The organism is Bradyrhizobium tropiciagri (assembly GCF_018130505.1).
Lineage (GTDB): Bacteria > Pseudomonadota > Alphaproteobacteria > Rhizobiales > Xanthobacteraceae > Bradyrhizobium > Bradyrhizobium tropiciagri_B.
Map to the genome: position 1 here is coordinate 220,886 of NZ_JAFCKH010000012.1, position 17,944 is coordinate 238,829.

21 protein-coding genes are annotated in these 17,944 nt (G+C 65.6%); 12 read left to right on the plus strand and 9 right to left on the minus strand.

The genetic code is table 11. The features are described 5' to 3' along the window. Positions 1–136: 136 nt before the first annotated feature. Entirely contained in the window at positions 137–1,627 is a 1,491-nt protein-coding gene (locus JQ633_RS28535; RefSeq protein WP_211988433.1) for a sigma-54-dependent transcriptional regulator, read from the minus strand. A 142-nt stretch (positions 1,628–1,769) separates the two neighbouring features. Between JQ633_RS28535 and JQ633_RS28540 the strand changes: the two genes are divergently transcribed. The 9 genes from JQ633_RS28540 to JQ633_RS28580 all read left to right on the plus strand — a co-directional run bounded on the left by JQ633_RS28540 (position 1,770) and on the right by JQ633_RS28580 (position 10,797). Then, positions 1,770–3,662, plus strand: a complete 1,893-nt coding sequence (locus JQ633_RS28540) for a M3 family oligoendopeptidase (RefSeq protein WP_211988434.1) — start codon at positions 1,770–1,772, stop codon at positions 3,660–3,662. A gap of 267 nt (positions 3,663–3,929) precedes the next feature. After that, on the plus strand, positions 3,930–4,082 hold the full coding sequence (locus tag JQ633_RS28545) for an aa3-type cytochrome c oxidase subunit IV (RefSeq protein WP_211988435.1): 153 nt from the start codon (positions 3,930–3,932) through the stop codon (positions 4,080–4,082). 142 nt (positions 4,083–4,224) lie between these two features. Further along, the gene (locus tag JQ633_RS28550) at positions 4,225–5,349 is read left to right on the plus strand and encodes a Re/Si-specific NAD(P)(+) transhydrogenase subunit alpha (protein WP_211988436.1); all 1,125 of its coding nucleotides are present in this window, start codon (positions 4,225–4,227) and stop codon (positions 5,347–5,349) included. Between the two features lie 11 nt (positions 5,350–5,360). Continuing rightward, positions 5,361–5,678 carry a proton-translocating transhydrogenase family protein gene (locus tag JQ633_RS28555; RefSeq protein ID WP_211988437.1) on the plus strand — a complete coding sequence of 106 codons (318 nt, stop codon included), beginning with the start codon at positions 5,361–5,363 and terminating at the stop codon, positions 5,676–5,678. Between the two features lie 54 nt (positions 5,679–5,732). Then, positions 5,733–7,130, plus strand: a complete 1,398-nt coding sequence (locus JQ633_RS28560) for an NAD(P)(+) transhydrogenase (Re/Si-specific) subunit beta (RefSeq protein ID WP_211988438.1) — start codon at positions 5,733–5,735, stop codon at positions 7,128–7,130. Between the two features lie 194 nt (positions 7,131–7,324). Next, on the plus strand, positions 7,325–8,143 hold the full coding sequence (locus tag JQ633_RS28565; RefSeq protein ID WP_211988439.1) for an alpha/beta hydrolase: 819 nt from the start codon (positions 7,325–7,327) through the stop codon (positions 8,141–8,143). A 54-nt stretch (positions 8,144–8,197) separates the two neighbouring features. Continuing rightward, positions 8,198–9,295 (plus strand): calcium:proton antiporter, encoded by a 1,098-nt coding sequence (locus JQ633_RS28570; protein ID WP_211988440.1) that lies wholly within the window; start codon positions 8,198–8,200, stop codon positions 9,293–9,295. Positions 9,296–9,366: 71 nt separating this feature from the next. Next, on the plus strand, positions 9,367–9,651 hold the full coding sequence (locus tag JQ633_RS28575; RefSeq protein ID WP_211988441.1) for a cupin domain-containing protein: 285 nt from the start codon (positions 9,367–9,369) through the stop codon (positions 9,649–9,651). 285 nt (positions 9,652–9,936) lie between these two features. Beyond that, positions 9,937–10,797, plus strand: coding sequence for a hypothetical protein (locus JQ633_RS28580; RefSeq protein WP_211988442.1), 861 nt, complete (start codon positions 9,937–9,939; stop codon positions 10,795–10,797). Positions 10,798–10,803: 6 nt separating this feature from the next. Here the strand turns inward: JQ633_RS28580 and JQ633_RS28585 are convergent, their stop codons facing one another. Both JQ633_RS28585 and rpsU read right to left on the minus strand, forming a co-directional pair. Beyond that, a complete protein-coding gene (locus JQ633_RS28585) occupies positions 10,804–11,388 on the minus strand; it encodes a tetratricopeptide repeat protein (protein ID WP_349631624.1) in 585 nt (194 codons plus the stop codon). A gap of 188 nt (positions 11,389–11,576) precedes the next feature. After that, positions 11,577–11,879 carry a 30S ribosomal protein S21 gene (rpsU, locus tag JQ633_RS28590; protein ID WP_211988444.1) on the minus strand — a complete coding sequence of 101 codons (303 nt, stop codon included), beginning with the start codon at positions 11,877–11,879 and terminating at the stop codon, positions 11,577–11,579. Between the two features lie 263 nt (positions 11,880–12,142). Between rpsU and aqpZ the strand changes: the two genes are divergently transcribed. Further along, positions 12,143–12,865 (plus strand): aquaporin Z, encoded by a 723-nt coding sequence (aqpZ, locus tag JQ633_RS28595; protein ID WP_211988445.1) that lies wholly within the window; start codon positions 12,143–12,145, stop codon positions 12,863–12,865. A 67-nt stretch (positions 12,866–12,932) separates the two neighbouring features. Here aqpZ and JQ633_RS28600 read toward each other — a convergent pair whose 3' ends face one another. Both JQ633_RS28600 and purE read right to left on the minus strand, forming a co-directional pair. Continuing rightward, positions 12,933–14,036: a 5-(carboxyamino)imidazole ribonucleotide synthase gene (locus JQ633_RS28600; RefSeq protein ID WP_211988446.1), complete on the minus strand. Its 1,104-nt coding sequence runs from the start codon at positions 14,034–14,036 to the stop codon at positions 12,933–12,935. Next, the gene (purE, locus tag JQ633_RS28605) at positions 14,036–14,524 is read right to left on the minus strand and encodes a 5-(carboxyamino)imidazole ribonucleotide mutase (RefSeq protein ID WP_211988447.1); all 489 of its coding nucleotides are present in this window, start codon (positions 14,522–14,524) and stop codon (positions 14,036–14,038) included. Before purE ends, JQ633_RS28600 begins: the two co-directional genes overlap by 1 nt. A 151-nt stretch (positions 14,525–14,675) precedes the next feature. On the opposite strand from purE, the gene JQ633_RS28610 reads away from it, so the two are divergent. Then, on the plus strand, positions 14,676–15,371 hold the full coding sequence (locus JQ633_RS28610; protein ID WP_433995701.1) for a GGDEF domain-containing protein: 696 nt from the start codon (positions 14,676–14,678) through the stop codon (positions 15,369–15,371). A 9-nt stretch (positions 15,372–15,380) separates the two neighbouring features. Here JQ633_RS28610 and JQ633_RS28615 read toward each other — a convergent pair whose 3' ends face one another. The 3 genes from JQ633_RS28615 to JQ633_RS28625 form a co-directional block, all read right to left on the minus strand. Continuing rightward, entirely contained in the window at positions 15,381–15,632 is a 252-nt protein-coding gene (locus tag JQ633_RS28615) for a hypothetical protein (RefSeq protein WP_211988449.1), read from the minus strand. A 15-nt stretch (positions 15,633–15,647) separates the two neighbouring features. Beyond that, positions 15,648–15,857, minus strand: coding sequence for a hypothetical protein (locus JQ633_RS28620; RefSeq protein ID WP_211988450.1), 210 nt, complete (start codon positions 15,855–15,857; stop codon positions 15,648–15,650). A 187-nt stretch (positions 15,858–16,044) separates the two neighbouring features. Continuing rightward, positions 16,045–16,251 carry a YdcH family protein gene (locus JQ633_RS28625; RefSeq protein ID WP_029085523.1) on the minus strand — a complete coding sequence of 69 codons (207 nt, stop codon included), beginning with the start codon at positions 16,249–16,251 and terminating at the stop codon, positions 16,045–16,047. Positions 16,252–16,490: 239 nt separating this feature from the next. Here JQ633_RS28625 and JQ633_RS28630 point away from each other — a divergent pair, with 239 nt between their 5' ends. Then, a complete protein-coding gene (locus tag JQ633_RS28630) occupies positions 16,491–16,682 on the plus strand; it encodes a YdcH family protein (protein ID WP_211988451.1) in 192 nt (63 codons plus the stop codon). Between the two features lie 84 nt (positions 16,683–16,766). On the opposite strand, the gene JQ633_RS28635 is transcribed toward JQ633_RS28630, so the two are convergent. Then, positions 16,767–17,933: an NAD(P)/FAD-dependent oxidoreductase gene (locus JQ633_RS28635; RefSeq protein ID WP_433995702.1), complete on the minus strand. Its 1,167-nt coding sequence runs from the start codon at positions 17,931–17,933 to the stop codon at positions 16,767–16,769. Between the last annotated feature and the right edge of the window lie 11 nt (positions 17,934–17,944).

Here is a 17,944-nt window from a genome sequence, read left to right on the forward strand (position 1 = left end):
CTCACGACAAACTGACCTCGAAATGCATGATTTCATTCCGGGCTGTGTGTTTTTGCCACGCGGCACAGCCTTTGTCTGTCACCGCCAAGCCACGGTTCAATCGGTTCCCGAGATCGCTGTGTTCGGCGCCAAGGCCCTAGCTGTCGTCGCTCGTGCGCGTGCCGGCCGCGGCCTCGTCGAGTTTGCGATAGAGCGTCGAGCGGCCGATTTTGAGGCGGCGCGCGACCTCCGACATCTGGCCACGGTAATGCGAAATCGCGAAGCGGATGATCTCGTTCTCGAGATCTTCCAGCGGGCGCACATCGCCGGAAGCGTTCAGCATCGTGAGGCTGCCCGCCGCTGGCAGCGCAATCGTTGGAGGTATTTCATTACCGGAGACCATGGCCGGTGCGGTCGAGGGCGACACCACCAGCGGCTCGCCCTGCAACGACTTGCCCTCGGGAACGGCATGCGCGGTCGCCTGCGGGAAGTCGGCGAGGCCGAGCTGGTCGCCATCGCTCATCACCACGGCGCGATACACCGTGTTCTCGAGCTGGCGGATATTGCCGGGCCAGTCGAGCTGCGACAGATGCGCCATCGCCTCGCCGCTGATGCCGGTGATGCTGCGGTTCTCCTCGGCGCAGAACCGCGCCAGGAAGTGGCGCAGAAGATGCGGGATGTCCTCGCGGCGCTGGCGCAGCGCGGGGATCGTCAGCGGCAACACGTGCAGGCGGTAGAACAAATCTTCGCGGAACTGGCCGCCCTTCACGAGGTCGAGCAGCTTGCGGTTGGTCGCCGAGATGATGCGGACGTCGACCTTGACCGGCTTGCGTCCGCCGACCGCTTCGACCGTGCCCTCCTGCAGCGCGCGCAGCAGCTTCACCTGCGTCGCGAGCGGCAATTCGCCGACCTCATCGAGGAACAGCGTGCCGCCATGCGCCTCGACGAACTTGCCCTGGTGACGTTCGGTGGCGCCGGTGAAGGCGCCCTTCTCGTGGCCGAACAGGATCGACTCGACGAGATTGTCCGGGATCGCGCCGCAATTCACCGCGACGAACGGCTTGGCCTTGCGCTCGCTGCTGCCGTGGATGGCGCGCGCGAACAATTCCTTGCCGACGCCGGACTCGCCCTCGATCAGCACAGGGATGGTCGAGGACGCCGCCTTCTGCGCGGTGCGCAGCACGCCGGCCATCGCCTCGCTGCGGGTGATGATGTCGGCGAAGGTCAGCCGGCCCTCGCGGCTGTGCCGGATGCGCTGCAATTCGCCCTTCAGCGCGGAGGCATTGAGCGCGTTGCGCAGCGACACCTGCAGCCGTTCGAACCCGACCGGCTTGACCACGAAATCCTGCGCGCCGGCGCGCATCGCAGACACCACATTGTCGATGCCGCCATGCGCGGTCTGCACGATGACGGGGACGTTCAAACCAGCTTCACGAATCTTTGCGAGGACACCAAGGCCGTCGAGGCCTGGCATCACGAGGTCGAGCACGACGGCGTCGATGGCCCGGGCCTCGGGTGCGGTCAGGGCCGCTATCGCCGCATCGCCGCTGTCGACGACGAGGGGCTCATAGCCGCACTTCTGCACCATGTTTTCAACCAAACGGCGCTGTACTGCGTCGTCATCGGCGATCAAAATGGTGGCAGCCATGGTTTTCCCCGCACGCTACGATTATTTGTCTCGAATCGGGGCACTGTCGCCGATGCCGATTAACGCACTCTTAAATGTTGCAGTCCCGCTTTGATTCCGCCGCAGCCGCCGTCTTTCCGACTGAAGTAAGGTTCTGAACAAGATGACCTCGCGTTCCAAATCCGCCGCCAACAAGCCTGCTCTCCGCACGCAATCGGTTCGACGCAAACCGGCCGAGAAGCCGGCGGCCAGGAAGCCGGCGGTCAAGGCAGCCGGCAAGACCGGCAGGCTGCCCGAATGGAATCTGGCAGACCTGTATTCCGGCATCGACGCGCCGGAAGTGGGGCGCGACCTCTCGAAGATGGATGCCGATTGCGTCGCGTTTGAGACCGACTACAAGGGCAAGCTGGCCGAAAATACCGCCCGCGAGGGCGGCGGCAAATGGCTTGCCGAGGCGGTGCGGCGCTATGAAGCGATCGACGATCTGGCCGGCCGGCTCGGCTCCTATGCCGGCCTGGTTCATGCCGGCGACAGCGTCGATCCCGCGATCTCCAAATTCTACGGCGACATCTCGGAGCGGCTGACCGCGGCCTCGGTGCACCTGCTGTTCTTCTCGCTCGAGCTCAATCGCGTTGACGATGACGTGATCGAGCGCGCGATGACCGAGCCGGCGCTCGGTCACTACCGGCCGTGGATCGAGGACCTGCGCAAGGACAAGCCGTACCAGCTCGAGGACCGCGTCGAGCAGCTGTTCCACGAAAAGGCGCAGAGCGGCTACGCCGCCTGGAACCGGCTGTTCGACCAGACCATCTCCGGCCTGCGCTTCAAGGTCGCCGGCAAGGAGCTGGCGATCGAGCCGACGCTGAACCTGTTGCAGGACAAGGCCGGCGACAAGCGCAAGGCCGCGGCGCAGGCGCTGGCCAAGACCTTCAAGGACAATGAGCGCACCTTCGCGCTGGTCACCAACACGCTGGCCAAGGACAAGGAGATCTCCGACCGCTGGCGCGGCTTCCAGGACGTCGCCGACGCCCGCCATCTCAACAACCGCGTCGAGCGCGAGGTGGTCGATGCGCTGGTTGCCTCGGTGCGCGCGGCGTATCCGAAACTGTCGCATCGCTATTATGCGCTGAAGGCCGGCTGGTTCAAAAAGAAGAAGCTGCCGCACTGGGACCGCAACGCGCCGCTGCCGTTCGCGGCGACCGGCACGATCGCCTGGCCCGAGGCGCGCAACATGGTGCTGACCGCCTATCGCGGCTTCTCGCCGCGGATGGCCGAGATCGCCGAACGCTTCTTCGCCGATCGCTGGATCGATGCGCCGGTCCGTCCCGGCAAGGCGCCCGGCGCCTTCTCGCATCCGACCACCCCGTCGGCGCACCCCTACGTGCTGATGAACTACCAGGGCAAGCCGCGCGACGTGATGACGCTGGCGCATGAGCTCGGTCACGGCGTGCACCAGGTGCTGGCGGCGCGCAACGGCGCGCTGATGGCGCCGACGCCGCTGACCCTGGCGGAAACCGCCAGCGTGTTCGGCGAGATGCTGACCTTCAAGCGCCTGCTGTCGCAGACCAGGAACGCAAAGCAGCGCCAGGCGCTGCTCGCGGGCAAGGTCGAGGACATGATCAATACCGTGGTGCGGCAGATCGCGTTCTATTCGTTCGAGCGCGCGGTCCATACCGAGCGGCGGAACGGCGAGCTCACCGCCGAGCGGATCGGTCAGATCTGGCTCAGCGTGCAGGGCGAGAGCCTCGGTCCCGCGATCGAGATCAAGCCGGGCTACGAGACGTTCTGGATGTACATCCCGCACTTCATCCATTCGCCGTTCTACGTCTACGCCTATGCGTTCGGCGACTGCCTGGTGAACTCGCTCTACGCGGTCTACGAGCACGCCTCCGAAGGCTTCGCCGAGCGCTATCTCGACATGCTCGCGGCCGGCGGCACCAAGCATTATTCCGAGCTGCTGCGGCCGTTCGGGCTCGATGCCAAGGATCCGAAGTTCTGGGACGGCGGCCTGTCCGTCATCGCCGGCATGATCGACGAGCTGGAGGCGATGGGCTGAGGCCCCCCGCCTGAGTCGCGAGGTCGACAGGAGGCGGACCACGGTCCGCCTCCTGCGCGCTTTTGCCGGCGATTTCGCCCCCGTCGGCGGCATGATTTTTCCACGCGGCCGGCGGTCGAGAGGTCAATCCTGCCGAGAGCCACGCGAGGCGACCCGAAATCCGGTCAATTCGCCTTCCAAATGGGCCGATTGGGACCACGCCGTTGCCCTGTCACCGCGTTTGCGGTAATGGCTCGCCGAACGAGAATTTCTGACTGGGGGACAGCGATGGCGAACCATAGCGAAGTGGCCTACACGACCGCCGACGGCAACGATTATCCGGCGCACGAGCAGACCTATGAAGGGTTCATCAAGCTCGTCAAATACGGCAGCATCACCGTCGCCATCATCCTCATCCTGATGGCCTATTTCCTGGTCTGATCCTAGGTAGCCTAAAGGCGCCGCCGTCCCGCGGCGGTGCCGATATTCCTGTCGAGCCCGGTCCAAAGAATCCGGGTATCCAATCTGGCGAAAATAACGCTAGTTTGAAGACGCGTGCGCTGCTCGCGCCGCCGGAGGGCCCATGAAGATTGCCGTTGCCAAGGAAATCGATCCGTCCGAGCCGCGGGTTGCGGCCTCGCCCGATACCGTCAAGAAGTTCAAGGCGATCGGCGCCGAAGTCGCCGTTGAGCCGGGCGCGGGCATCAAGTCGGGCCTGCCCGATTCGGAGTTCACCGCAGTCGGAGCCACCGTTAGCGCCGACGCGCTCAAGGACGCCGACATCATCATCAAGGTGAAGCGGCCCGAGGCCTCCGAACTGTCGCAATACAAGCGCGGCGCGCTTGTCATCGCGATCATGGATCCCTACGGCAACGAGGCTGCGCTGAAGACGATGGCCGACGCCGGCATTGCCGCCTTCGCGATGGAGCTGATGCCGCGCATCACCCGCGCGCAGGTGATGGACGTGTTGTCCTCGCAGGCCAACCTCGCCGGTTACCGCGCGGTGATCGAAGGCGCCGAGGCCTTCGGCCGCGCCTTCCCGATGATGATGACCGCGGCCGGTACGGTTCCGGCCGCCAAGGTGTTCGTGATGGGCGTCGGCGTCGCCGGCCTGCAGGCGATCGCGACCGCGCGGCGGCTGGGTGCCGTCGTCACCGCGACCGACGTGCGGCCGGCCACCAAGGAGCAGGTCGAATCGCTCGGCGCCAAGTTCCTCGCGGTCGAGGACGAGGAGTTCAAGAACGCGCAGACCGCCGGCGGCTACGCCAAGGAGATGTCCAAGGAGTACCAGGCCAAGCAGGCCGCGCTGACCGCCGAGCACATCAAGAAGCAGGACATCGTGATCACCACCGCGCTGATCCCGGGCCGGCCTGCGCCGAAGCTCGTCTCCGGCGAGATGGTGAAGTCGATGAAGCCCGGCTCCGTGCTGGTCGACCTCGCGGTCGAGCGCGGCGGCAATGTCGAGGGCGCCAAGCCCGGCGAAGTCGTCGAGACCGACGGCATCAAGATCGTCGGCTACACCAATGTCGCCGGCCGCGTCGCCGCTTCGGCCTCGAGCCTCTATGCGCGCAATCTGTTCTCGTTCATCGAGACGATGGTCGACAAGGCCAACAAGGCGCTCGCGGTCAATTGGGACGACGAGCTGGTGAAGGCCACCGCGCTGACCAAGGACGGCGCCGTCATCCATCCCAACTTCCAGCCGAAGTAAGGAGACAAGCCATGGAGCATCTCGCACAGGCCGTCGATCCGTTCGTGTTTCGGCTGTCGATTTTCGTCCTCGCCGTATTCGTCGGCTATTTCGTGGTGTGGTCGGTGACCCCGGCGCTGCATACGCCGCTGATGAGCGTGACCAACGCGATCTCCTCGGTGATCGTGGTCGGCGCGCTGCTCGCGGTCGGCGTCGGCATGGTGTCGAGCGGCTCCGCCTGGGCCCGAGGCTTCGGCTTCGTAGCGCTGATCTTCGCCTGCGTGAACATCTTCGGCGGCTTCCTCGTCACCCAGCGCATGCTGGCGATGTACAAGAAGAAAGCCAAGTAAACCTAATAAGCGAGGCCACCACCTCGGGATGGTGGTGGATTTGGGGGACCTGAGATGAGCGCCAACCTCTCTGCACTGCTGTATCTCGTCGCGGGCGTGCTGTTCATCATGTCGCTGCGCGGCCTGTCGAGCCCGGCCTCGTCGCGCCAAGGCAACATGTACGGCATGATCGGCATGGCGATCGCGGTCGGCACCACGCTGGCGAGCCATCCGCCGGCCGACGGCCTCGCCTGGCTGCTGGTGATCCTCGCGGTCGCGATCGGCGGCGGCATCGGCGCCGTGATCGCGCGCCGGGTGCCGATGACCTCGATGCCTGAGCTGGTCGCCGCGTTCCACTCGCTGGTCGGTATGGCCGCGGTGCTGGTCGCCGCCGGCGCGTTCTATGCGCCCGAGGCGTTCGACATCGGCACGCCCGGCAACATCCACGCCCAGAGCCTGGTCGAAATGTCGCTCGGCGTCGCGATCGGCGCGCTGACCTTCACCGGCTCGGTGATCGCGTTCCTGAAGCTGTCGGCGCGGATGAGCGGTGCGCCGATCATCCTGCCGTTCCGGCACGCCATCAACATCGTGCTCGGCATCCTGCTGGTGGTGTTCATCGTCGGCCTCGTGATGAGCGGCAGCGCGCTCGACTTCTGGCTGATCACCATCATCGCGCTGGTGCTCGGCGTGCTGATCATCATCCCGATCGGCGGCGCCGACATGCCGGTCGTGATCTCGATGCTGAACTCCTACTCCGGCTGGGCCGCGGCCGGCATCGGCTTCACGCTCGGCAACTCCGCGCTGATCATCACCGGCGCGCTGGTCGGCTCGTCGGGTGCGATCCTGTCCTACATCATGTGCCACGCGATGAACCGCTCGTTCATCTCGGTGATCCTCGGCGGCTTCGGCGGCGAGACCGCGGCGGCCAGCGGCGGCTCCGGCGAGCAGAAGCCGGCCAAGCTCGGCTCGGCTGACGATGCCGCCTTCATCATGAAGAACGCCTCCAAGGTCATCATCGTGCCCGGCTACGGCATGGCGGTGGCGCAGGCCCAGCACGCGCTGCGCGAGATGGCCGACATCCTGAAGAAGGAAGGCGTCGAGGTGAAATACGCCATTCACCCGGTGGCAGGCCGCATGCCCGGCCACATGAACGTGCTGCTGGCCGAAGCAAACGTGCCGTACGACGAGGTGTTCGAGCTCGAGGACATCAACTCGGAGTTCGCGCAGGCCGACATCGCCTTCGTGATCGGCGCCAACGACGTCACCAACCCGGCGGCCGAAGAGGACAAGACTTCGCCGATCTACGGCATGCCGGTGCTGCAGGTCTGGAAGGCCGGCACCGTGATGTTCATCAAGCGCTCGCTGGCGTCGGGCTATGCCGGCATCGACAATCCGCTGTTCTATCGCGACAACACCATGATGCTGCTCGGCGACGCCAAGAAGGTGACCGAGAACATCGTCAAGGCGATGTGAGGCGCCGATGGCCCTGAACCGGGAGTGGCATCGCGACGATCGCGTGCCGCCCCCGGGCCACGCGGGAACAGCGCATCGAATGGCATTTGGCGCATGCGCTAGCCTGTACGTGCCGGCCGGTTCCGGACAGCATCCGGCTTGAAGTGGAGAAGCGGCTCAAACCCGAACGCAGAAAATAACCGCGGCTCCCCGAAATGGCGCTCGCACTTGCAATCCTGAAGTGGCTGCTGATCGCCGCCATCGTGGTCTATCTCGGCGGTCTCGCCTGGCTGTTCGTCAAGCAGCGCGAGATGCTGTTCCCGGCGCCGCCGGTCGGGCGGACCGCGCCGGCGGCCGCGGGCTTCCCCGAAGCCGAAGAGCATGTCCTGACCACCGCTGATGGCGAGAGGGTCATCGTCTGGCATGTGCCGCCGAAACCGGGCCGGCCGGTCGTGCTGTTCTTTCCCGGCAACGGCGATTTCCTCGCCGGCCTCGTGCGGCGCTTCAAGGCCATTACCGCCGACGGCATCGGGCTGGTCGCGCTGTCCTACCGTGGCTATGCCGGCTCGAGCGGCTCGCCGAGTGAGCAGGGGTTGCTGCAGGACGCGGCGGCGGCCTACGCGTTCACCACCGCGCGCTACAGCGCAGGGCAGGTCGTGGCGTGGGGCTTCTCGCTCGGCACCGGCGTCGCGGTCGCCGTCGCGGCCGAGCATCCGGTCGGCAAGCTGATCCTCGAGGCGCCCTATACGTCGACGGCGGACGTTGCCGCCAAGGCGTTCTGGTTCGTGCCGATCCGCCTCCTGATGCGCGATCAATTCCATTCCGACCGGCGCATCGCCGGCGTCACGGCGCCGGTCCTCGTCATGCATGGCAGCGCTGATCCGGTGATCCCGCTCCAGTTCGGCGAGCGGCTGTTTGGCCTTGCCCGGGAGCCCAAGACATTCGTTCGCCTGACTGGCGGCGGCCACGACAATCTCGACGATTTCGGTGCAACCGGGATTGCGCGGCAGTTCATCGACGCGCCAAAAGGCTGACGGCGGCGATTGTCTGACGCATAATCGTCCCAGTTGAATCGGGGGACCGACACGATGAGCGCACACGGACCGATGCCACGGTCGGCCTGGCTGTTTCCCGCCCTGGCAGTCGCGTTGTTCGCTGCGCTCACGGTAACGGGCTATTCATTCGCTCCGTCGCCCGGCGGCTGGCTGTTCGCGCTCATCCTGCTGGTGATCCTGTTCGGCACCGTGTTCGCGGCCGTTCATCATGCCGAAGTGATCGCGGAGCGGATCGGCGAGCCGTTCGGCACGCTACTGCTGACGCTGGCCGTCACCATCATCGAGGTGGCGCTGATCTCGACAATCATGCTCGGCGAGAAGCCGGTGCCGGCGCTGGCGCGCGACACCGTGTTCGCGGTGGTGATGATCGTCTGCAACGGGCTGGTCGGCCTCTGCGCCTTCATCGGCGGCGTGCGCTACCGCGAGCAGGATTTCCAGCTCACCGGCGCCAACCTCTATCTCAGCGTTCTGTTCGTACTGGCGACGATCACGCTGATCATGCCGAACTATACATTGACCGCGCCCGGACCGATCTATTCGACCGCCCAGCTCAGCTTCGTTAGCGTCATCACCATCCTGCTCTACGCGGTTTTCCTCTACACCCAGACCATCCGCCACCGCGACTATTTCGTCAGTGGCGGCGCGGACGGCGGACAGGGGGCAGCGAAGATGTCGGGCCGAACGCTGGCGCTCAGCGTCGTCCTGCTGCTGATCTCCCTGGGGGCGGTGGTGCTGCTGGCGAAGAAATTCTCGATCGTGATCGATGTGGTGACAGAGAAGATCGGCGCGCCGCCGGCGTTCGCCGGTGTGGTGGTGGCGCTGCTGATCTTGTTGCCCGAGAGTGTCGCCGCGGTCTCTGCCGCGCGCAAGAACGACCTGCAGAAGAGCATCAATCTCGCGCTGGGTTCCTCGCTTGCCACCATCGGCCTGACTATTCCCGCGGTCGCCGTCGCGGCCTATGCCCTCGACAAGCAACTGGTGCTCGGCCTCAATCCGCAGGAGTCGGTGTTGTTGCTGTTGACCTTCGCGGTCAGCATGCTCACCTTCGGCACCGGTCGCACCAACATCCTGTTCGGGCTGGTGCACATGGTGGTGTTCGCCGTGTTCGTGTTCATGGTCTTCGTGCCGTAGAGCATGATCCGGAAACGTGGACACCGGTTTTCCGAAAGATCATGCTGGAACAAAGAGTCTGGAGAATCGCAATGCTCAGCGCCAAATCGGATGTTCAGGTCGATACGGCGGAGGTCCGCGTCACCGAATGGCGGCTGGCGCCGGGCAGCGCCACCGGTCACCACACCCATGAGATGGACTATGTGATCGTGCCGATCACGGCCGGCGAGATGACGATCGTGGCGCCGGGCGGCGAGCGCTCCAAGGCGCAGCTTGGCGTCGGCAAATCCTATTTCCGCAAGGCCGGCGTCCAGCACGACGTGCTCAACGAGACGGCGAGCGAGATCGTGTTCCTCGAGGTCGAACTCAAGCCCTGAATCCCGAATGCTTAAGCCCTGCGCGCCGCGGTGGGCGGAACCGCCGGGGCGGAATGGCGAATCATGATGCGCGGGATGTGGACATTCACCTCTCGTTAACGGCTGCACGATGATCTGGAGACGGATGCGGCCGTATCGATTGAGCGCGCGGGGGCCCTCCAGCTGAAACCGAAGCGACACCAAAGGTGACCGGCGGGACGGGGGTTTGCCACCGATCCGACGCAGTTGATCCCTGAATGTGCCTCAAAGTTCCAGCATGAAATCCGGGGCGGGGAGTGGCAGGCCATGCTGAGTTACTTGAAGAAATTCGTGATGGACATCTTGCCGTCTGTGGCGGCGACCATCATCGGGGCGTACATCGTTAACCACTACATCGTCGCCAAGCCGGAAACGCCGGCAGCTGTTGCCGTGACTGCCGCCAAATCCGCTGACAAGTCTGCCGACAAGCCCACCGTCGTCAGCAGCCTTCCCGAAGCCGGCATCAAGGCCAAGGGCATGTCCGAGCGCACGCTGATCGAACGGTCGGCGTCCGAGAAGGCCAGCGTCTCCGAGAAGCCTAACGCCACCGACAAGCCCGCCGAGAAATCGTCTGACCTGAAGGCCGCCGATGCGCCGGCCGAGACCGCCAGCATCCCTGCCGATGCGCGCCATCATCCCGCGGCCGCGCCGAAGTCGATCGCAAAGCTCACGCCCCCGGTGGAAGCTGCGGTCACGACCGATGACAACTGCGACGCCAACGATCTCGCCCGCGCCGCGATCGAGCGGCTGCGCAAGGAGCGTCCGCAGGATGCCGCGCGCTCTCAGGATGCGCCGCGCACCACCGATGTCGCCCGTCTGCCTGACCAGGCACGCCCGGCGGCCGCGCCCGCGATCCGGCCGTTGCCGCCGCCGATCATGGTGTCGAATCCGACCGGCGACGTGGCCGCCGCCGATCCGTCCGCGCAGCCGCGCCCGCCCTATGCCGCCAACGCCCAGGACGCCAACCGGCTGACGCCGCCGGCCGATATCCCGGTGCCGGTGCTGCAGCCGCCGCTCGATCTGCGCGCCGAAGCCTCCGAAGCTGCCCCGACGAAGGACCGCGGCTCGGTCGCCGACGACATGCTGTCCGCCGCCAAGTCGGTCTTCCACGCCGTTCTGCCGAAGTAAGCGGACTTAACCGCCGGTGCGCGCCAGCCCGCTGCGCGCACTCTCGTCCCTCGGCCGCAGCGCGAGCACGCGGTTGTAGGACGCCGCCGCCTTGGCCTTGTCGCCGAGCTTCTCATAGGCCTGGCCGCGGGCAGTCCACGCCCCGACGCTGGATGGATCGGCCTGCACGGCCTCGTCGAGGTCGGCGGCCGCCTCCTTGGCCTTGTCGAGCGCCAGATAGCTGGTGGCGCGGCCGAGCAGGGGCTCGACCTTTTGCGGCGAGAGCCCGCTGGCCGCGGTGAAATCGTCGATCGCCTGCTGATGCTGGCCGCGCCCCTGATAGATCAGGCCGCGGCCGTACAGCGCCTGGATGTTGTAGGGGTCGGTCGCCAGCGCCTGATCGAACTCGGCCAGCGCCTCGTCGGTCTTGCCGGAGCGCACCAGCACCTGGCCGCGGACGGCGTGATCCTTGGCGCTGCTGATGTCCTGTGAGGTGATGGTGTCGGCCGGCTTCTCGGCCGCGGCGGGCGGCGCTTTCGGCTTGTCATCCGAGCCCCATGATCCGAGGTCAAAGGAGCAGCCTGCGAGCGGCAAGGCGAGGACCACTGCCACGAGGATGAGCTGCGGCGCCTGATGGCGGCGGTACGCAGATCCGAACCGGGAGTGGGGCGCCGGAGGAGCCATTATGCAAAATGCTCTCGCAGGTAATTTTGCATTGGTAACCCGGAATACCGCCTGCTTCAAAACGACAACGCGGGCCGAGGGCCCGCGTTGTTGGACTTCCAGATCGGCAAAACGGTTCAGCGCGGACCGCGACCGGCGCCCGGACCACCGCTACGGCCGCCAGCACCACGATCACCGCCCGGACCGGCGCCGAACACCGGCTTCGGCTTCATCGGCAGCAGGCCTTCGCGCTGCAGCTTCTTGCGGGCGAGCTTGCGTGCGCGGCGCACGGCTTCGGCCTTTTCACGGGCCTTCTTCTCGGAGGGCTTCTCATAGTGACCGCGGAGCTTCATCTCGCGGAAAATGCCCTCGCGCTGCATCTTCTTCTTCAGCGCCTTGAGAGCCTGGTCGACATTGTTATCGCGGACGAGAACCTGCACGCGGCATCCTCTTCTGAATTGATCGGTTCGGAATTCTGGCAAAGCAAAGGGGCGGCAAAGGCCTGCCTCTTTAACCCTAGGCGCGCGCATGTATCAGACAAATGCGCAGATGTCCACCAGTCGAGTGACTTTCGGGCCTAGTAAAGCCACGAAATGAGGCGAGAATGCCGCGGTGTGGCCCTGATTTGGGTGATTTGGCGCCGGGATCAGGGCTGCTCCCGGAACCTAGAGCGTCCGGACATTGGAAATAGGGGAGATGCCACATGGACATGAAGAAATATGCGGCCGAGCTGATCGGCACGTTCTGGCTCACATTCGCAGGCTGCGGCAGCGCGGTGATCGCGGCCGGCTTTCCGCAGGTCGGAATTGGCCTCGTTGGCGTGTCACTGGCGTTCGGCCTGAGCGTGGTCACCATGGCCTATGCGATCGGCCATATCTCGGGCTGCCACCTCAATCCGGCTGTCACGGTCGGCCTGGCCGCAGGCGGGCGTTTTCCGGCCGGCCAGATCCTGCCCTACATCATCGCGCAGGTCGCCGGCGCGATCATCGCAGCCTGGCTGCTCTATGTGATCGCCAGCGGCGCCCCCGGCTTCGATGTCAGCAAGGGCTTCGCGTCCAACGGCTATGACGCGCACTCGCCCGGCCAGTACAGCATGGTGGCCTGCTTCATCACCGAGGTGGTGATGACCATGATGTTCCTGTTCATCATCATGGGATCGACCCACGGCAAGGCGCCGGCAGGCTTCGCGCCGCTCGCGATCGGGCTCGCGCTGGTGATGATCCATCTCGTCAGCATCCCCGTCACCAACACCTCGGTGAACCCGGCCCGCAGCACCGGGCCGGCGCTGTTCGTCGGCGGCTGGGCCGTGGCACAACTCTGGATGTTCTGGGTCGCGCCGCTGATCGGCGGGGCGCTCGGCGGCATCGTCTACCGCTGGCTCAGCGACGAGCCGACCGGCGTCGTCGCCGGTGTGAAGACGGCATGATCTGCGAATGGGATCGTGGCTGCCACGATCCCATCTCCGTCGATGAAGTCGGGAAGGCCGCGCGGAGCTATGACTTGCGCGGCGGCGTCACCTCGGTGACATGGCCCATCTTGCGGCCGGGGCGCGGTGCGCCCTTGCCGTAGAGATGCACCGTGGCGCCGGGGACGGTGAGCCACTGCTCGTAGCTCAGGATGTCATCGCCGATCAGGTTGGTCATGGTGACCACCTCGCCGTGGCGCACCGGCTTGCCGAGCGGCCAGCCGGCGATCGCGCGGATGTGTTGCTCGAACTGCGAGATCGAGGCGCCGTCGAGCGTCCAGTGGCCGGAATTATGCACCCGCGGCGCGATCTCGTTGACCAGCACCGTCGGCGCGCCGTTGCCCGGCACCACGAACAACTCGACCGCCAGCACGCCGACATAATCGAGCGCCGAGGCGATCTTCTCGGCGATCGCTCGTGCCTGCGCGGCGAGCGCGTCGGGGATCGCCGCCGGCGCGCGGGAGGTTTTCAGAATGTGGTCGCGATGCTCGTTCTCGGTGACGTCGAAACATTCGACCTGGCCGGACGCCGAGCGCGCCGCGATCACCGAGATCTCGCGCTCGAACGGCACGAACGCCTCGAGGATCGCCGACTTGGTGCCGAGGTCCTCCCAGATCTGGTCGATGTCGTCGCCGTCGCGGACGATCGCCTGGCCCTTGCCGTCGTAGCCGAAGCGGCGGGTCTTGATCACGGCGGGCAGGCCGATGCGCGCGATCGCGGCGTGCAGCGTCGCGACCGAGGAGACATCGGCATAGTCGGCGGTGCCGATGCCGAGCTTGCTGACGAAATCCTTCTCGACCAGCCGGTCCTGCGTGGTCTCCAGGATCTTCTGCGCCGGCAGCACCGGGCGGCGCGCGGCCAGCACCATGGCGGTGGCGGCCGGCACGTTCTCGAATTCATAGGTGACGACGTTGACGTCGTTGGCGAACAGTTCGAGCGCCTCGACGTCGGCATATTCCGCGCAGGTCGCGGCCTGCACCACGTCGAAGGCCGGCGAGTCCGGATCGGGCGAGAACACCTGGCAACGCAGCCCGAGGCGCGCGGCCGCCATCGCCAGCATCCGGCCCAATTGGCCGCCGCCGAGGATTCCGATGGTGTCGCCCGGCTTCAGCTTCACTGGACCCTGGGCCATCACGCCGAGGCCTCCGGGCGGTCCTTGACCGCGTCGGTCTGTTGCTGGCGCCAGGCCACCAGCCGGGCCGACAAGGCAGCGTCATTCAGCGCCAGCACGCTGGCCGCGAGCAGCGCCGCGTTGATCGCGCCGGGCTTGCCGATCGCGAGCGTGCCGACCGGAATGCCGGCCGGCATCTGCACGATCGAGTAGAGCGAATCGACGCCCGACAGCGCTTTCGACTCGACGGGAACGCCGAACACCGGAAGCTCGGTCAGCGCCGCCGTCATGCCCGGCAGATGCGCGGCGCCGCCGGCGCCGGCGATGATCACCTTGTGGCCGGCAGCCTTGGCGCCTTTGGCGAAGGCATAGAGCCGGTCGGGGGTGCGATGGGCGGAAACGATCCGGGTTTCGCAGGCGACACCGAGCGCCGCCAGCGTGTCGGCGGCATGGCGCATGGTCTCCCAATCGGACTGGCTTCCCATGATGATGGCGATCGGGGCGGTCATGTCGTCAATTCTGTGCAGGAATCCAAAAGCATAGGCCGATTATAGGGACGGCCCGGGCATCATCCAAGGCGTGGCAAGGGAGTTAGAATGCACTATCCTGTCTTGGTGAATCCCGGCAAGCCTTCATAAGCAGGCCTCAACAAGGATGCGCATGAAGAAGAAGACGAGGGCGACCGGCGCCAAGGCGACCTCCAAGCCCGCAAAACGCCAGAAACGCCCGGCGGTTACGCGCAAATCCGCCCCCACCAGGGCGGGAACCGACGCTCCGGCGCGGGGAGCGGTCGCATCCGCGGACAAATCGACGATTCGCCGGCTCAGGGCGCAGCTGGCGCGGGCCCAGGCCCGGATCGAGGAACTGCAGGCCACCGCCGAGACCGATTTCCTGCTCGACATCCTGAACCGGCGCGGCTTCGAGCGCGAGCTGACGCGGGCGGTCGCCTTCATCAAGCGCTATCACGCCACGGGCGCATTGATCGTGCTCGACGTCGATCGGCTCAAGCCGATCAACGATACCCACGGTCATGCGGCGGGAGATACGGTGCTGAAGGCGATCGTCGCCGCGGTGCTGGACCATGTGCGCGCGTCCGACGTGATCGGCCGGCTCGGCGGCGACGAGTTCGCCTTGCTGTTGTGGAATCTCAGCGAGACCGATGCCAGGGCCAAGGCCGCGGCGCTGGAAGAGATGATCGATCGTCTCACCTTCGTGTTCGATGGCAGCCATGTCAGCGCCGGCGCATCGGCCGGCGTCGCGATCATCGGCCCGCACTCAGATCCCGATCGCGTCCTCGATGAGGCCGATCGCGCGATGTATGTGCGCAAGGCGCAGCGGCGGCACGAATTGCCTTAGTACACGCTTTCACAGTGCGCTGAGATCCTCCGGCACGTTGCCGAAGGCGCGCAGCAGCTTGGCGTCGCCGAATTCGCCGATCGCGGGATCGCCGGTGCGGCTGAAGGCGACCGCGCCGATGCTGCCGGGCATCCGCGACATCGTCTCGGCGCGCCGCAGCGCGATCGCCGAGCTCTGGCATTCCTCGGCATTGCCCGCGACCGGCGAGCCGTCGTCGTCCTGCAAGAAGGGCAGCGCCACGTAATAGGTGACATCGGCCATCGCTGTGCTCCGTTATCAGGCGGCATCGCTCGCCGCTTGCGCCGGCGCAGGCACGCAGCCGGCGGTGATCGCGGCCTGCAGCTCCTCGAGCTCGGCTTCCAGATATTCATTGGCCATGATCAGCGCCTTGATGGTGCTGCGCATGTTGCCGTCGCACATCGCGATCGCCTGATCGCACGCCTTCTCGTAGCGGCTGTTGTCGAGCAGGGACGACGATGCGGACATGGCGAAACTCCCTTTCCAAAGCTGACGGCTTGGCCAAAATGTTCTCTTTTTGTTCCAGAAGAGTCAAGGGCCAAAATCCGCCCGGCGTGCTCGTGTTGTCGCGAACGTGAAAGCTGCCATCCGCTGTGGATGACGGGGAAAACACCGGGGCGCGATGAACCGTGCTGCGCAAACCGCAGCATGCGCGTCAGGCGATGATGTCGGGCGTGATCTGGTCTTCGATGAAGGCAATACGGTCGCGCAATTGCAGCTTCCGCTTCTTCAAGCGTTGCAGCATCAACAAGTCCGGCGCCGGCGACTGATGCAGCGCGTCGATCGCGGCATCGAGATCGCGGTGCTCCTGTTGCAGACGCGCAAGCTCGGCGTGGAGTTCGCGCTCATCCTGATCATTCATGGTGTAGATTAACTGATAAGCACGGTTAGGTTGTCGCGGGCGAAGCAGCCGCTTGTCGAAATATCGTCCCTGGGCGCGCGCGACGCAAGCTGCACCGGTTCCCTAGTCACGATTGGTTACAGATGAGGCGGAAAATCTGCGTGCGGCATATTGCGTTCCCCATCGACAGTTCTTCTCACTTGTGTACACTCATTGGTCCGGATCGAACCTGAGGTTTAACGCACCGAGGAGAGTTCGCAATGGCAATACAGGCCCATCTCGTTGAGCTGGAGCGTAAACACAAAATACTCGAGAACGAACTGCACGAAGCTCTCGTGCATCCCTCTGTAGACGATCTCCACATTTGCGAGCTGAAGCGCCGCAAGCTGATGGTCAAGGACCAGATCGAGCGTCTGAGGCACTCCGCCGTCGCGGACGATACGGTCCACTAACCCCCACCGACATATCCTGAGTTGATCTGCCGCCGGATGGACGCTTGAGTGCGGCCATCCCACGGCAAGCTATGCTGCATCTGCTCAGAGTTCCGCCAGCTCGCCGACATGGTCGGCGATCGCCAGCGATGACGTCAGCCCGGGCGACTCGATCCCGAACAGGTTGACCAACCCGCTGACGCCATGGTCGTGCGGCCCCTGGATCAGGAAATCCTGGGTCGCGACGGCCGGCGGCACGATCTTGGGCCGCATGCCCGAATAGCTCGGCATCAGCGCGCCATCGGGCAGTGTCGGCCAGTACTTCCGGATCGCCGGATAGAACCGCTCGGCCCGCGCCGGGTCGACGGCGTAGTCGATGTGATCGACCCATTCGACGTCAGGGCCGAATCTGGCCTGTCCGGCCATGTCGAGGGTGAGGTGCACGCCGAGCCCGCCGGGTTCCGGCACCGGGTAGATCAGCCGTGAGAACGGCGCCCGCGCGCTGCAGCTGAAGTAGTTGCCCTTGGCGAGATAGGCGGTCGGAATTAGTTCGATCGGCATGCCCTCGATGCCGCGCGCGACCGCCGTGGCGCCGAGGCCGGCGCAGTTGATCAGGAGATCGCAGGCGAGCGCCATCGGCGCCGCGCCGCCGGCCTCGATCTCGAATCCGCCCCCGGTAGCCCTGGCGTGCAGCAACGGCGTGTGGAATGCGAAGGCGGCGCCGGCCTCCTCGGCGTCGCCGCGCAGCGCCAGCATGTAGGCATGGCTGTCGATGATCCCGGTGGATGGCGACAGCAGCGCCGCGTCACAGTTCAGCGCCGGTTCCAGCGCCCGCGCCGCTTCTCCGGACAATAGCTGCATGTCGTCGACGCCGTTGGCCGCGGCATGGGCGCGGATCGACGCCAGCTTCTCGCTTTCCGCCGGCGTGGTGGCGACGATCAGCTTGCCGCAATTCTTGTGCGGGATGCCGTGTTCGGCGCAGTAGCGGTACAGCGCGTGCTTGCCGCTGACGCACATCCGCGCCATCAGGCTGCCGGCGCGGTAGTAGATGCCGGCGTGGATCACCTCGCTGTTCCGCGACGAGGTGATCGTGCCGATGCCCTCGGCTTCCTCGATCACGACAACTTCGCGGCCGGCCTGTGCCAGCCGGCGGGCCACGGCGAGGCCGATCACCCCGGCGCCCACGATCACGCAATCAACCCTGTCCATCTCGTCCTTCAGATCCGAATTCTGCCGCGGCAGCGATCCCGCCGCACGCGACCCGTCTAGCAAATTCCATAGGC

Excerpts from the sequence above, each read along its gene's own strand:
- JQ633_RS28535 (WP_211988433.1), bottom strand. The coding sequence starts at position 1,627 with ATGGCTGCCACCATTTTGATCGCCGATGACGACGCAGTACAGCGCCGT.
- JQ633_RS28540 (WP_211988434.1), top strand. The coding sequence starts at position 1,770 with ATGACCTCGCGTTCCAAATCCGCCGCCAACAAGCCTGCTCTCCGCACG.
- JQ633_RS28545 (WP_211988435.1), top strand. The coding sequence starts at position 3,930 with ATGGCGAACCATAGCGAAGTGGCCTACACGACCGCCGACGGCAACGAT.
- JQ633_RS28550 (WP_211988436.1), top strand. The coding sequence starts at position 4,225 with ATGAAGATTGCCGTTGCCAAGGAAATCGATCCGTCCGAGCCGCGGGTT.
- JQ633_RS28555 (WP_211988437.1), top strand. The coding sequence starts at position 5,361 with ATGGAGCATCTCGCACAGGCCGTCGATCCGTTCGTGTTTCGGCTGTCG.
- JQ633_RS28560 (WP_211988438.1), top strand. The coding sequence starts at position 5,733 with ATGAGCGCCAACCTCTCTGCACTGCTGTATCTCGTCGCGGGCGTGCTG.
- JQ633_RS28565 (WP_211988439.1), top strand. The coding sequence starts at position 7,325 with ATGGCGCTCGCACTTGCAATCCTGAAGTGGCTGCTGATCGCCGCCATC.
- JQ633_RS28570 (WP_211988440.1), top strand. The coding sequence starts at position 8,198 with ATGAGCGCACACGGACCGATGCCACGGTCGGCCTGGCTGTTTCCCGCC.
- JQ633_RS28575 (WP_211988441.1), top strand. The coding sequence starts at position 9,367 with ATGCTCAGCGCCAAATCGGATGTTCAGGTCGATACGGCGGAGGTCCGC.
- JQ633_RS28580 (WP_211988442.1), top strand. The coding sequence starts at position 9,937 with ATGCTGAGTTACTTGAAGAAATTCGTGATGGACATCTTGCCGTCTGTG.
- aqpZ (WP_211988445.1), top strand. The coding sequence starts at position 12,143 with ATGGACATGAAGAAATATGCGGCCGAGCTGATCGGCACGTTCTGGCTC.
- JQ633_RS28600 (WP_211988446.1), bottom strand. The coding sequence starts at position 14,036 with ATGGCCCAGGGTCCAGTGAAGCTGAAGCCGGGCGACACCATCGGAATC.
- purE (WP_211988447.1), bottom strand. The coding sequence starts at position 14,524 with ATGACCGCCCCGATCGCCATCATCATGGGAAGCCAGTCCGATTGGGAG.
- JQ633_RS28610 (WP_433995701.1), top strand. The coding sequence starts at position 14,676 with ATGAAGAAGAAGACGAGGGCGACCGGCGCCAAGGCGACCTCCAAGCCC.
- JQ633_RS28615 (WP_211988449.1), bottom strand. The coding sequence starts at position 15,632 with ATGGCCGATGTCACCTATTACGTGGCGCTGCCCTTCTTGCAGGACGAC.
- JQ633_RS28620 (WP_211988450.1), bottom strand. The coding sequence starts at position 15,857 with ATGTCCGCATCGTCGTCCCTGCTCGACAACAGCCGCTACGAGAAGGCG.
- JQ633_RS28625 (WP_029085523.1), bottom strand. The coding sequence starts at position 16,251 with ATGAATGATCAGGATGAGCGCGAACTCCACGCCGAGCTTGCGCGTCTG.
- JQ633_RS28630 (WP_211988451.1), top strand. The coding sequence starts at position 16,491 with ATGGCAATACAGGCCCATCTCGTTGAGCTGGAGCGTAAACACAAAATA.